14 protein-coding genes and 1 pseudogene are annotated in these 12,854 nt (G+C 58.6%); 6 read left to right on the top strand and 9 right to left on the bottom strand.

What is annotated here, in order from left to right:
- Positions 1 to 3 precede the first annotated feature (3 nt).
- Positions 4 to 663, bottom strand: a complete 660-nt coding sequence (exoX, locus tag ABLX76_RS04950; protein WP_023290237.1) for an exodeoxyribonuclease X — start codon at positions 661 to 663, stop codon at positions 4 to 6.
- A gap of 78 nt (positions 664 to 741) precedes the next feature.
- Complete coding sequence (locus tag ABLX76_RS04945; RefSeq protein ID WP_002911406.1) at positions 742 to 972, bottom strand: DNA polymerase III subunit theta; 231 nt, start codon at positions 970 to 972, stop codon at positions 742 to 744.
- A 112-nt stretch (positions 973 to 1,084) separates the two neighbouring features.
- Here ABLX76_RS04945 and yobA point away from each other — a divergent pair, with 112 nt between their 5' ends.
- Genes yobA through ABLX76_RS04930 form a run of 3 tightly spaced genes read left to right on the top strand, consistent with a single transcriptional unit; the run spans position 1,085 to position 2,687 of the window.
- Positions 1,085 to 1,459 carry a CopC domain-containing protein YobA gene (gene yobA, locus ABLX76_RS04940; protein ID WP_032453372.1) on the top strand — a complete coding sequence of 125 codons (375 nt, stop codon included), beginning with the start codon at positions 1,085 to 1,087 and terminating at the stop codon, positions 1,457 to 1,459.
- A 3-nt stretch (positions 1,460 to 1,462) separates the two neighbouring features.
- Positions 1,463 to 2,332: a copper homeostasis membrane protein CopD gene (copD, locus tag ABLX76_RS04935; RefSeq protein ID WP_348874104.1), complete on the top strand. Its 870-nt coding sequence runs from the start codon at positions 1,463 to 1,465 to the stop codon at positions 2,330 to 2,332.
- Between the two features lie 16 nt (positions 2,333 to 2,348).
- On the top strand, positions 2,349 to 2,687 hold the full coding sequence (locus ABLX76_RS04930) for a YebY family protein (RefSeq protein ID WP_002911404.1): 339 nt from the start codon (positions 2,349 to 2,351) through the stop codon (positions 2,685 to 2,687).
- Between the two features lie 639 nt (positions 2,688 to 3,326).
- Here the strand turns inward: ABLX76_RS04930 and ABLX76_RS04925 are convergent.
- Together ABLX76_RS04925 and ABLX76_RS04920 are read right to left on the bottom strand one after the other, a co-directional pair.
- Positions 3,327 to 3,470 carry an Ecr family regulatory small membrane protein gene (locus ABLX76_RS04925; RefSeq protein WP_032425946.1) on the bottom strand — a complete coding sequence of 48 codons (144 nt, stop codon included), beginning with the start codon at positions 3,468 to 3,470 and terminating at the stop codon, positions 3,327 to 3,329.
- A 100-nt stretch (positions 3,471 to 3,570) separates the two neighbouring features.
- Entirely contained in the window at positions 3,571 to 4,539 is a 969-nt protein-coding gene (locus ABLX76_RS04920) for a VirK/YbjX family protein (protein WP_072413392.1), read from the bottom strand.
- A 156-nt stretch (positions 4,540 to 4,695) separates the two neighbouring features.
- Between ABLX76_RS04920 and pphA the strand changes: the two genes are divergently transcribed.
- Positions 4,696 to 5,349 (top strand): protein-serine/threonine phosphatase, encoded by a 654-nt coding sequence (gene pphA / locus ABLX76_RS04915; RefSeq protein WP_087848614.1) that lies wholly within the window; start codon positions 4,696 to 4,698, stop codon positions 5,347 to 5,349.
- On the opposite strand, the gene ABLX76_RS04910 is transcribed toward pphA, so the two are convergent.
- The 5 genes from ABLX76_RS04910 to yebS form a co-directional block, all read right to left on the bottom strand.
- On the bottom strand, positions 5,346 to 5,537 hold the full coding sequence (locus ABLX76_RS04910) for a YebW family protein (protein WP_002911395.1): 192 nt from the start codon (positions 5,535 to 5,537) through the stop codon (positions 5,346 to 5,348). The two genes, pphA and ABLX76_RS04910, sit on opposite strands and share 4 nt — an antisense overlap.
- A 97-nt stretch (positions 5,538 to 5,634) precedes the next feature.
- A complete protein-coding gene (locus ABLX76_RS04905; protein WP_002911393.1) occupies positions 5,635 to 5,874 on the bottom strand; it encodes a YebV family protein in 240 nt (79 codons plus the stop codon).
- Positions 5,875 to 5,989: 115 nt separating this feature from the next.
- Positions 5,990 to 7,420 (bottom strand): 16S rRNA (cytosine(1407)-C(5))-methyltransferase RsmF, encoded by a 1,431-nt coding sequence (gene rsmF, locus ABLX76_RS04900; RefSeq protein ID WP_049013974.1) that lies wholly within the window; start codon positions 7,418 to 7,420, stop codon positions 5,990 to 5,992.
- A 129-nt stretch (positions 7,421 to 7,549) separates the two neighbouring features.
- Positions 7,550 to 10,183, bottom strand: coding sequence for a PqiB family protein (locus ABLX76_RS04895; protein ID WP_017900210.1), 2,634 nt, complete (start codon positions 10,181 to 10,183; stop codon positions 7,550 to 7,552).
- Positions 10,152 to 11,435, bottom strand: coding sequence for a membrane integrity lipid transport subunit YebS (yebS, locus tag ABLX76_RS04890; RefSeq protein WP_032428915.1), 1,284 nt, complete (start codon positions 11,433 to 11,435; stop codon positions 10,152 to 10,154). The genes ABLX76_RS04895 and yebS overlap by 32 nt, the downstream gene beginning before the upstream one ends.
- Positions 11,436 to 11,567: 132 nt before the next feature.
- Here yebS and ABLX76_RS04885 point away from each other — a divergent pair.
- Positions 11,568 to 12,081, top strand: a pseudogene (locus ABLX76_RS04885) (GAF domain-containing protein).
- Positions 12,082 to 12,162: 81 nt separating this feature from the next.
- Complete coding sequence (proQ, locus tag ABLX76_RS04880; RefSeq protein WP_023290227.1) at positions 12,163 to 12,840, top strand: RNA chaperone ProQ; 678 nt, start codon at positions 12,163 to 12,165, stop codon at positions 12,838 to 12,840.
- The last annotated feature ends 14 nt before the right edge of the window (positions 12,841 to 12,854 follow it).

Below are 12,854 nucleotides of genomic sequence, written 5' to 3'. Positions count from 1 at the left end.
GGGCTATTCCCCGAGGTAATGCTTAAGCGTGAGGCGCAGCTCGGGGCTCATGCGGTCGAGATTGTTGAATAACCAGCGCAGATAGCCTGGATCGTTTTCAGCAATCTCGGCGACGGCTTTACCGCGGTATTTGCCGAAGGTGAAGGTGGTGAGCAGCGCCGGCCGACCGGTGATATCGGCCATTTCGTCAGGCGTCCAGCCGGAAACGTTGATGATATCCAGCAGCAGCGCAGCGGTGATATAGCAGTCATACAGCGCCCGGTGGTGATGCAGCCCCGGCGGCGTGGCCACGTTCAGCTTACGTGATTTATAGAGCCCCATATTGCTGTATTTGATCCCCGGCCACAGCCGGCGGGCCAGCTTCATGGTACAGATCCACTCGCCATGCATCTCCGGTAACACCCGACGATCGAAGCTGGCGTTATGCGCGACATACCACGGGCTGCCATGATAGTGCGGAATAATCTCCTCAATCCACGGCTTATCGGCGACCATCTCTTCGGTAATTCGGTGGATAGCCATCGCCTGCGGGCTGATGGGGCGGTCAGGACGCACCAGATGACTCATGGGATTGGTGATCTGCCCGTCGACAATGTCGACCGAGGCGACTTCAACGATGCCCCCCTGCAGTCCGCAGGTTTCGGTATCAATGACGCGCAGCATGGCTCGCTCCAGAGCAAAACAATAAGCGTAAAGCAATTGGCCAGGCTTGCCAACCGACGGCGAGGGGGGAAGTAGGCATTATTTCTGTTTCGGCTCCCAGGGCAGGCGGGACAGCGAGACGGAGGCCAGCCGATGGGCGATCAGTCGTTCGCGGAACCAGTCGCGCAGATGGGCGGGCTGTTCACGCTCGACCAAATCAGCGACCACCGGCATATTATACCGCTCTTTAAAGGCGACGCCGGCGGCGGCGAGATCGACGTTGACTTTATCCATCTCATCTTGCGAAATTTTGGCCAGATTTCTTTCCATCATACACTCCACTCTGCTTGTAAACCCGGTCAGGGCCTGACGCCCGGCTCGACTCTGCCATTATACAGGGTTATTCTCTGTGCTACAGACATAACAAAAGGGAATGACAAATATGCGACTTCTTGCTGGACGCGCGATGCGCCTCTCCGTTGCGTTTGCCGGACTATTAACCGCGACGGGCGCGCTCGCCCACGCTCACCTGCAGCAGCAGATCCCCGCCGCCGGTGCGCAGCTGGCGGCTTCTCCGCAGACGCTGACGCTCAGTTTCTCCGAAGGCATTGAACCCGCGTTCAGCGGGGTGTCCGTCACCGGTCCGCAGCAGCATGCGGTGGCCACCGGCAAACTGACCCGCAGCGCCGACAACCCCACCCAGGTCACCGTGCCTGTGGCGGAAACCCTGCGGCCGGGAGAATACACTGTGGCATGGCATGTAGTTTCAGTGGATGGCCATAAAACCAAAGGGCAATACACCTTTAGCGTGAAGTAAGCGATGCTGACCGGGCTCTATATTACCCTGCGTTTTGGGCATTTTATCGCCCTGATGCTGGCTTTTGGCTGCGTGCTGTATGGCGCCTGGTGGGCGCCGGTGCCGCTGCGACGCGTACTGATGCTGCGCTTCTATCCGCTGTTGCGCCCGCTGCTGCTGATCGGCGCGCTCTCTACCCTGGCGCTGTATCTGCTGCAGGGGGGGATGATGGGCGAGGGCTGGGCGGATGTCTGGCAACCCGCCGTCTGGCAGGCGGTGGCGGGTACCCGCTTCGGCGGGGTGTGGATCTGGCAGATCCTGCTGGCGTGGATCGCCCTCGCCGTGGTGTGGATCCGTCCCCGCCAGCTGGGCCGCCAGCTGGTGGCCCTGCTGGCGGCCCAGCTGCTGCTTTCCGCTGGGGTAGGGCATGCCGCCATGCATGATGGTTTACTCGGCGCCCTGCAGCGGACTAATCATGCTGTCCACCTCTTCTGCGTCGCCAGCTGGTTCGGCGGCCTGTTGCCCTTTATCTATTGCCTGCGCCTGGCGCAGGGGCGCTGGCGGCAGGCCGCGGTCTATACCATGGCGCGCTTTTCACGCTACGGGCATCTGGCCGTCGCCGGCACCCTTGCCAGCGGGGCGATCAATGCGCTGTTGATCCAGGGAGGATTGATTGGCGCATCGCCCTGGGGACGCCTGCTGTTGATCAAATGTGCGCTGGTGGCCGGGATGGTGGTAATTGCGTTAGTGAACAGGTATGTTCTGGTACCGCGCATGTCGGCAAGCGGTTCGCGGGCGGAAAGCCTGATCCTGCGAACAACGCAGGCCGAGATAGGGCTGGGCGCGCTGGCGCTGCTGGCCGTCAGCCTGTTTGCCACCTGGGAACCTTATTGAATTAACTGGCAAAATCATGAAAAAAATTGTTCTGACCATGTTGTTACTGGCAAGCTCCGGCGCTGCTCTGGCGGCGCCGCAAATTATCACCGTGAGCCGCTTTGAGGTAGGAAAGGAGAGCTGGGCGTTCAACCGTGAAGAGGTGATGTTGACCTGTCGTCCGGGCAATGCCCTCTACGCTATCAACCCGAGCACCCTGGTCCAGTATCCGCTCAATGAGGTGGCTGAGCAGCAGGTCAAAGCCGGCAAAACCACTGCCCAGCCGATCTCGGTGATCCAGATCGACGATCCGCAGCACCCTGGGCAAAAAATGAGCCTCGCGCCGTTTATCGAGCGCGCGCAGAAGCTCTGCTAGATTTTCGCGCTATCTCGCTGTAATGACATAAAAAAAACCGCCCTTGCCGGACAACGGCAGTGGCGGTTTTTTCGCTAACAGCGCCCTCTTTTCCAGGAATTATTCGGCCACATTGGCCGCAGACTGGAAAAGCTGACGCGTTAAACTATTCTTATAGTGCAAGGCGACTTAGCCTGCATTAATGCCAACTTTTAGCGCACGGCTCTCTCCCAAGAGCCATTTCCCTGGACCGAATACAGGAATCGTATTCGGTCTCTTTTTATCTTAATCTGTCTGCTTTCGCGATGACCAGCGACATCCTGTCAGTCAATCACCAGGCTGGCCTCTGGATGTCCCGTTATAGCACACCGTTTTTAGCATACACAATTCATTTACACACAAATTGCATCCTGCGGAAGAACGATATGAGGAAGGCGGAACCGTAAGCGAGGGGAGAGGAAAAGAAAAAACCTGCACCTAAACAGGCCCGGCGTGCAGGTTAACTGGCGGGCCAACATCGGAAGTCTGCTAGTATACCTATTTGTATGATAAATAGAATAAACAAAACCTTATTGATTTGGCAATTCATGCGATTAGTCGTCCGCGCCCCACGAAATGGCGGCAAATAATATTCAGGGGCGTAGTTTCGGGCAAACAGTATTATTCCGGAACGCTAAAGGTGGGAAATATCTGACTCTCCAGATAGCAGAGTAAAAGCCAAATTTCATCGCTGAAAATAAACCATATGCTGCCCAGCAGCACGACCGCCAGAATAATCAGCAGAAAAATTTCGGTTTTACTCATCATGCTAACGACTATCCAATGGCCTGCGGGACCATGATAGTAGCGAAATAAGAACATAATAAGCAAACGCCGCGTAACGGGGCGTCGCTGGTCGCGAAATTTACATGCCCGGCAGCGGCTGCGTCAATATTGCCACCTGCTCCGCCAGCTGATCCAGCAGTTGGAATCGACGCCGGTATTCGGCCCGTTTTTTACTGGCGATGCTCTCCAGCGGTTTTCTTTCCAGACGCAGCGGTAGCTGCCAGCGCCAGAGGCTTTCCGGCTTGCCGTCGATGGATTGCCAGAACTCGTCATAGCTGGCGTGGAAATGGCGCCCCTTGCTCAGGCGATAGCGCAGGGCGCGGAACACATGGCCGTTATCGCTGACGCCGTAAATCGCCGCGATATGGCTGCGAGCGGCCAGCAGCCAGATAAACTCCAGCAGCAGGCGCTTCGGGAACAGACCGTAGCAGGCGCGGGTCGCCTGCTTGATCACCTCATGAGAAACGTGGCGTCGCGGTCCCTGTAAACCGCCGATGACCAGCTGCCAGGCGTCGCCCTCCCGGGTCACGCTGAAGGTCGCGCTGGCCAGCAGGGTATGGTCGCTGTCGCGCAGCCATAGGGTGGTTTCACCCTCACGCTCGGCCTTCCCGGCCGAAGAGGCCGAGAGGGTAAACTGGCGTTCATCTTTTCCATTGAGCGTCAGCAACGGGACCTCGCACACCGCGGTCATGGCATGCGCCAGCCGCGACCCGCGCAGGGTATCGACATAGCGATAATGGCTTATGACCGCCATCGCCCGCTGCCAGGCGTTGAGATCGCGCGTCAGATATTGACGGTGCACTTTCCCCGGCAGCGTCGCCTGCGCCGTCAGCAGCTGGTTAAAATCGTCACGAGCGCTCAGCGCCTCCAGCATCGCTTTGGTAGGGCTATAAAATAACGCCGTGCGCAGTAGAAACTTAAAGCGGTAATTTTTCTGCCGCCAGATAGGTGCGGGTGTTAATCTGCCCATCACCAGATCGGCAATGAGATGCGAGCGCGGCGTAAGCACGCTGGATGAATGCAGGCTATTGTCTGTCACGATAAACACCTCGTTGTTATTTCCTGCTATTTTAAAGCGAGGCACTGATAAGCTTAATGCTCTGGCCGACTATATTTGCCGTTTGTTTAAAATCGATTGAGGTGTAAATAAAAAACAGCGGCTGTAAGCTGGAATTACCTATAATTACGGCAGAGAGGTAATTATATGTATCAGCGTATTAATGGCAGTGAATGGCGTAATATCTGGCTGATGGGCGATCTGCATGGCTGCTTTGCGCTGCTGATGGAGCGCCTGCGCCGGCTGCGCTTTGATCCCTGGGCCGATCTGCTGATCTCGGTTGGCGATCTGATCGATCGCGGGCCGCAAAGCGCTGACTGTCTCGGCCTGTTGCGCAGCCGCTGGTTCAGGGCCGTGCGCGGGAATCATGAGCAGATGGCGCTGGAGGCGCTGGAGAGCGGAGATATGACGCTCTGGCAGATGAACGGAGGCGACTGGTACGCCCGGAGCAACGTGCGGCAGCGGGCTGACGTCGATCGGCTGCTGGCGCGCTGTCAGCGGCTGCCGTTGATTATTGAAGTGGAGTGCGCAAAGGCGCGGCATGTGATCGCCCATGCCGATTATCCGGCGCCGGTCTATCGCTGGCAGCAGCCGGTGGATCCCCAGCGGGTCCTGTGGAGCCGCCATCGTCTGAGTGAACATCTGGCAGGGCGTCATGGCGCTATCGCCGGGGCTGACCATTTCTGGTTTGGCCATACGCCGCTTCGCGCGCGTTGTGACTACGACAATCAACACTATATTGACACCGGCGCCGTGTTCGGCGGCACGCTGACCCTGGTGGCGCTGCAGTCGGCAGGCTAAAAGTCACTGTATTCGCTGGCGGGTTGCCAGAAGCCGTCAATAAAATCTTCTATCGGGTAGCAGCCGCCGTGGCGGATCCGCTGATCTTCCATCGCCACCAGGCACTGCGTTTCCTCGCGGTAGACGTCAACCACAATGTCCTCGCAGCCGCCATCCAGATAGCAAATAAACAACACTAAGGCAAACATCCTGGCCTCATGTCCGGGGGCACATACTATTTAGTGTAGGGGATGACGGCGGGACGGGGAAATAAATAACCCGTCTCAGGCGACGGGTTCATTGGTGTCAGGCAAGGCGCATGACCCAGGCATCGGACTGGCGGTCGTAATGTTTACGGTAGAGGACGGAATGTTCACCATTGAGAATCGCGGGAACGCTGGTATCGGCATCCCAGGCGTCAAGCTGCATACATAAATCTGGATCGGATTTGCAGGGAATGCTTAACGTTCGCTCACCCTGATGTTCACCATGCAGTTCGGCATCGTCTATCTCAAACGCGCCGATGCGGACATTGGTTTTACTCATCGCTTCACCCCATTTTTCAGCTGAGTTGTGGTACGACCAGTTGCGGCCGTCATTTTTCAGCGTAGTCAATGGGGGGAAAACCGCCAGTCAAAAAGTGCGTATTTTTTGCGCGGTGTCACACCTTGCCGGCAAAAAGTTTCCCATCGCGTACCAGCTCGCGCGGATAACTGTTCTTCAGACGGGAGCCGACGCGCTTGGCCAGGCCCAGCGGCACGCCCTGGAAGGTCACAATGGCTTCGTCCTGCGCTGGCGGGGTTTGCGGATAGACGTCGCGTCCGCGATACCACGCCTCCGCCTCCTCCAGCGTCAGCTCGAAGGCGCGCTGCGGCGCGGCAAAGGCGATAACCGCCTCATGCTGCCAGCGATAACCCTTATTGTGCAGCTCCGCCAGGCGCACGCCAATGCGCGAAAATCGCACCCGACCAAACAGAGGTTCCATAGACTGCGGAAACAGCCACAGCTCTTTATCTCGTTGCCACAGCGTGTGGCTCGCGTCCCATTCCAGGCCGACAGCGCGGGCGGCGGCGGTTGCCGCGGCGGCTTCCCGGCCCTTCAGCGGCACAAACGGGAATTTGCCGACCTTATAGCCCGGCGCCGGGAGCGGATCGATCGCCGCAGTCTTGCGCAGGCGAGCGACAAAGAAGCCTTCACAATCGTAGATCTGCGGGAAGACATGCAGAAATCCCTCCGCGGTTAAGGCATCGGCCGCGCCGGGAAACAGCGCTCCCAGCGGCTGGATCTCTACCGCCTGCGGGTAACGGGACAGCAGCCAGTGTATGACTGACTGATTTTCTTCGCGGTTCAGGGTGCAGGTCGAATAGACCAGCGTCCCGCCAGGGCGCAGAGCATGGAAAGCGCTGTCGATAAGCTCGCGCTGGGTGGCGGCGATGTCGAGGTTGCTCTCCGGCGACCAGTTTTTTAGCGCGTCGGCATCTTTGCGTACCACCCCTTCGCCGGAGCAGGGGGCATCAAGCAGAATGGCGTCGAAGGCTTCGGGCAATGCCGCGCCGAACACCCGCCCGTCGAAATGGGTCAGGCCGACGTTGCTGATGCCGCAGCGGCTGATGTTGGCATGCAGCACTTTCACCCGGCTGGCGGAGAACTCATTCGCCAGGATGCCGCCCGCATTGCCCATCCGGGCGGCGATCTGGGTGGTTTTCGACCCCGGGGCGGCGGCAACGTCCATGACCCGTTCAGGCTGCGGGTTGTCGGCGAACAGGGCGGCGACCGGCAGCATTGAGCTTGCTTCCTGAATATAGAACAGCCCGCTGAGGTGTTCGGCGGTGCTGCCCAGCGGCAGCGCATCGTCGTCCCGCTCGATCCAGAATCCCTCCTCACACCAGGGGACCGGCGTCAGCTGCCAGCCATAGGGCGCGACCAGAGAGAGGAAATCATCGACGCTAATTTTCAGCGTATTGACGCGAATACTACGGCGTAGCGGGCGCTGACAGGCGGCGATAAAGTCGTCGAAAGAGAGGTGCGCCGGCATTGCCGCGCGCATTTGAGCGAGAAACGCTTCAGGGAAATAGACAGTATTTTCGGCCACGGGCAGCGCACCACAGAAAAAAAGGGTGCGCAGTTTAGCACAAACGCCCCGGTGCAGGACACCGGGGCGTGCGGTTTGTCGTCTGCCCGCCGCCGGCGTTTGCCGGGGCGGGAGAAGGGGAGGTGAGGATTACTGCGGCAGGGCGGTGCCCCATTCCCGCCACTCTTTCGGCTCGCTCTCCAGCAGCAGGAAGTGCTTGCCGTCCTGGGCCTTCGGCGCCAGCGGCGTACCCGGCGGCGTGGCAAAGGCGATCCCGCCGCGGATAAACTGATTGAAGGTCCCGGTTTTCACCACGCCGCCAACCAGGCCGAAGTCGAGGCTGTAACCTGAGGCCAGCCAGAACACCGAGTTATTGCGCACCAGGTACTGGTAGCGCTTGCTGATGCGCATCTTAACCATGACCCGGTCAGACATCGATCCCAGCGACAGACCGGTCACCGTCCCGACTTCCAGACCGCGGAACAGCACCGGCGTACCGATGCCAAGCGATCCGGCCTCCGGCGCTTCCACCACGATATTCAGACCGTCGATATAGCGCGAGTCGCTGATCGTCGTATCCTGAATCTCAAAGTCGCGACGCGCCGGGCCGCGTCCAGGCTCAACGTTAATATAGGACTGGAACAGGGTGTCGAGATGCTCCACGCCTGCCGCGGAGATCTGCGGGGTGATCACCGAGAAGCGAGTCCCGGCGCGGGCAAACGTGCCGACGTATTCCGGGTAAAGCACGGCTTTCGCCTGCACTTCGTTTTTGGCGGTGATCAGCTCCAGGGACTGGATCTGACCGATATCGATGCCGAGATAGCGAATCGGCATCCCGGCCGCCATCTTCCCAGCGTCAAACGCGTGCAGGGTGATCTGGCCGCCCACGGCGCGCGCCGCCGTTTCAGAAGCGTAAAGGATGCGTTTATTATTCAGCCGCGCGTTGGCGCTGCTGCCGTTGAGGTTATCGAAACTGATCGCTCCTTTAATGGCGCGGGCCAGCGGCGAGGCCTGAACGGTGAGCCCGTTGCCGTCAAGTTTGACCTTCGCACCCCCTTCCGCCCAGAAGACGCTGTTGTTGGTCAGCAGGTAGCGGTACTCCGGCTTGATATGCAGATCGATATCGAAAGCGTCTTTGCGCGGTTTGACGGCGATGATCTCGCCGACGGCGAATTTACGATACAGCACCACCGAGCCAGCCTGAACGTCAGGCAGCGTCTCAGCGGAGAGGCTCAGGGTGGTGGTCGGCACTTCGCTCAGGCTGTTTTCCTGCGCCTTTTCGAGGTTGGCATACAGCGGATAGCTGCTCTGCATTTCGCCTTTTTCACCCGGGATCACCCGGATCCCGCCGTTCACCCATTCGCTGGCGCTGGCGCCCAGCACCTGCACGCCATCGAGCCCCACTTTGACGTCCAGACGACTGTTCACCACAAACTTGCTGTCGCCGCGAATCAGATCGCGGTATTCCGGGGCAATCGCCACCTGGAAGGTCACCCCTTTGGCCGTCAGCTTGCGCTCCAGCACCTGGCCGACTTTCACCCCGTGCAGCACCAGCGGCTGGCCGCCGTCGATCCCGTAGCTCTCCGGCGCCGAAAGGGTGACGGTGGCGACATTGGGCTCCTCCAGCAGCGCTTTATCCGCTGGCATGACGGAGAAGTGATTACGCGGTTCGCCTTCGCCGGGCACCAGCTCAAAGGTATTGCCGGTGAGCAGGGCGCTGACGCTGGGGTTATCAAGGGAGATCTTCGGCTTCTTCATCTGAATCAGCGTTTTCTCCCGCAGCAGGGTCACCACGCTCGGGTCGACGGTCATCTCGCCCGTGACTTTGCCGCCAGGGTTAAGATTCAGTTTGCTTAACTGGCCCACTTCCAGCCCCTGATACATCAGCGGCGTCGAGCCCGCTTTCAGGCCGTCGCCGTCCGGCAGGTCGAGGGTCACCACCACCCCGCGCTGACTGTGCGCCAGGTCTTCGTACAGATGATAGTCATCGTTTTGCGACGCGACCTGCGAATCGGCAGGGGAGTCAAAGGCGATGGCGCCGTTCACCAGCGCGGAAAGGTTCTCCAGCTGCACTTTGGCCCCGCTCAGGCCGACGTCGGCTTTGATCCCGGAGACGTTCCAGAAACGGCTGCCTTTTTTCACCAGGTTGGTAAACCGGCGCTCGATCAGCACATCAATGGTGACCCCCTGGTTATTGTCATTCAGCGTGAAGTCATACACCCGCCCGACCGGGATCTTACGGAAGTAGACCAGCGAGCCGCTGCTCAGAGAGCCAAGGTCGGGCGCCTGCAGGTGGATCATCAGCTCGCCGTTGTTGATGCGGTATTTGGGCTGGGTGTCGAGGGCGACGAAGTGATCTTCGGGTTCGCCCTTGCCCGGCATCATGCCGATGTAGTTCCCACCCACCAGGGCATCCAGTCCTGACACGCCGGCCAGAGAGGCTTTCGGCGTCACCAGCCAGAACTGCGTATCTTTGCGCAGCGCCTCTTTCATATCGCGTTTGATGCTGGCGGAAACTTCAATTTTACTCAGGTCTTTACTGAGACTAATGTCCTGGACGGTACCGACTTCCACCCCCTGATAGCGGATAGGCGTCCGCCCCGGCACGATGCCGTTAGCAGACTGGAAATCGATAGTGATCGTCGATCCACGGTCGTCAAAGCTGGTCCAGATGAGCCAGGCGGCAATCAGCAGCGCGATGACCGGCAGCAGCCAGAATGGCGAGATACGACGTTTGGTTTTTATTCTGGCTTCAGTCTGCGAAGCGGGCGTTTCCTGACTCATGTGCGTCCCAAAGTAAGCGGCTGTCCAGCCATTCAACTGCAAGAATAGTTAAAATTACCGCGCCACCGAAGTAAACCGCGGCCGGCCCCATCGTAAAGGCGAGGAGCTGATCGCGATTGATTAGCGACATGGTGAGTGAGATAACAAACAGATCCAGCATCGACCAGCGGCCAATCCAGGTTATCAGCCGCAGCAGCAGGATGCGGGTGCGCAGCCCCTGCTCGCATTTGAATTGTATGCTGAGCAGCAGGGTAAATAACACTATAACTTTGGTGAATGGCACCAAAATACTGGCGATAAATACCACGCCGGCGATGGCGATATTGCTGCTGGCGAGGGAGATGATCCCGGAGAGGATGGTGTCTTCCTGGCGCGCGCCGTTAACGTAAATGATGGAGATCGGCAGCAGGTTGGCCGGTAAGAGCAAAATCAGCGAGGCAATCAGCGCCGCCCAGCTGCGCTGCAGGCTCTGCGGTCGGCGATGGTGCAGCGGCGTGTGGCAGCGCCGGCAGCGGCCGCGGGCGTCGCGGTAGCCGGTGTAGTGGCAGCCGGTGCAAACCTGCAGATTGTTATCGGCGCGGGTCGCCGGCCGTTCGGGATAGAATCGCTCCCACAGCTCTTCGACGTTCATATGGATAAGCGTCAGGATGCTCAGCAGCGTCAGGGAGATAAATGCCACGAGGCCGATGCCGGGCTGCAGAAAGGCGTAATCCTGCACCTTGATGGAGGCGACGCCGATGCCCACCAGATAGATATCCAGCATGACCCACTCCTTGAGCTTACCGAGCATTAGCAGCACCGGACGCAGGTTCATCCCCAGCACGTTGCCCAGCCACAGATAGCTAATCGAAACCACCAGCAGCACCGGGGCGACCACCGCGCAAAACAGCACCATCGCGGCGGTAAGCGGATCGCCCTGCGCGGTCATCTGCCAAATTCCATGCAGGACGTTGGCGTCAATGCGAACCCCCAGCAGGTGAAGGCGCAGCAGGGGTTCGGACCAGGCAAAGGGCATTAACAGCAGCATCGCCAGGGCCATGCTGCCCAGACGGGTCAACGACCAGTCCCGGCCATCGCGCACCTTCGCGTTACAGCGCGGACACCAGGCGCTTTGGTTGCGTTTAAGCACTGGTAAGCGAAAGAGCATGTCACACTGCGTACAGCGCTGATAATGCGCATAGGGAAGCGGTGTGCTCACGGCATGCACGACCATCTTATTCGCAGGCTTAAGGGTGGATGTTTTTATCGGCATTTAATACGTACAGGAATGAATGTATCCCACTATCTTAACCTATGAATGAATTCATCTTGAGCCCAAGCGCATTTAATGCTTATTTTAGTAGGCTGTACGTATCAGGCAGTAAGACAACCAAGTGAAGATATAATGAGCAAAACAGAATTTTACGCGGATTTGAACCGCGATTTCCAGGCATTAATGGCAGGTGAAACCAGTTTCCTGGCGATGATCGCCAATACCAGCGCGCTGCTGTTTGAACGACTGGGCGAGGTCAACTGGGCCGGTTTCTATCTTCTGGAAGGCGATACCCTGGTGCTGGGGCCGTTCCAGGGCAAACTGGCCTGCGTGCGGATCCCGGTCGGGCGCGGCGTATGCGGCGCGGCGGTGGCGCAAGCCCAGGTGCAGCGCGTCGAGGACGTCCACGCGTTTGACGGCCACATCGCCTGCGATGCCGCCAGTAATTCGGAAATTGTCTTCCCCCTGCGCGTGAACGACCAGATTATTGGCGTGCTGGATATCGACAGTCCGGCTTACGGCCGCTTCACTGCTGAAGATGAGCAGGGGTTGCGCACGCTGGTCGAGCATCTGGAAAAACTCATCGCGGCCACTGATTATCAAAAAATCTTTACCCGTGTCGTGGGATAATCAACGGATAACGTAGCATTTAGCGAGGACGTCATTATAATGTCGCCTGTTCATGCCTGCGGCTTGTTGGCTACGTCCGTTGTAATCAGGAAATTTCATGGAAAATCAACCTAAGTTGAATAGCAGTAAAGAAGTTATCGCCTTTCTGGCCGAACGTTTCCCTCAGTGCTTCAGCGCTGAAGGCGAAGCGCGCCCCCTGAAAATCGGAATTTTTCAGGATCTCGTTGAGCGAGTGGGTGGTGAGATGAATCTCAGCAAAACCCAGCTTCGCGCTGCATTACGTCTCTATACCTCGAGCTGGCGCTATCTCTACGGCGTAAAAGCCGGCGCTATCCGCGTTGACCTGGACGGCAACCCGTGCGGCGAACTGGAAGAGCAGCACATTGCCCATGCGCGTCAGCAGCTGGAAGAAGCGAAAGCTCGCGTTCAGGCGCAGCGCGCTGCCCAGCAGGCGAAAAAACGCGAAGCCGCTGCCGCTGCAGGCCAGCCGGATGAAGGCGTTCGCCGCGAGCGTAAACCGCGTCCTCAGCAGCCGCGTCGTAAAGAGGGTGCTGAACAGCGTAAACCGCGTCCTGTTGCAGCCAAAGCTCCGCGTGAAGAGCGTCTTACTCCGGTATCGGATGTTTCCGTTCTGACCGTCGGCCAGGCGCTGAAGGTAAAAGCAGGCAATAACGCAATGGACGCCACCGTTGTGGAAATCACCAAAGATGGCGTTCGTGTACAGCTGACTTCTGGTATGTCAATGATTGTACGCGCAGAACACCTGGTGTTCTGAAACGGAGGCCGGGC

Source organism: Klebsiella sp. JB_Kp004 (assembly GCF_040065795.1).
GTDB lineage: Bacteria > Pseudomonadota > Gammaproteobacteria > Enterobacterales > Enterobacteriaceae > Klebsiella > Klebsiella quasipneumoniae.
Note: the sequence above shows the minus strand (reverse complement) of the source record. Positions and strands in the feature narration are given on the sequence as shown.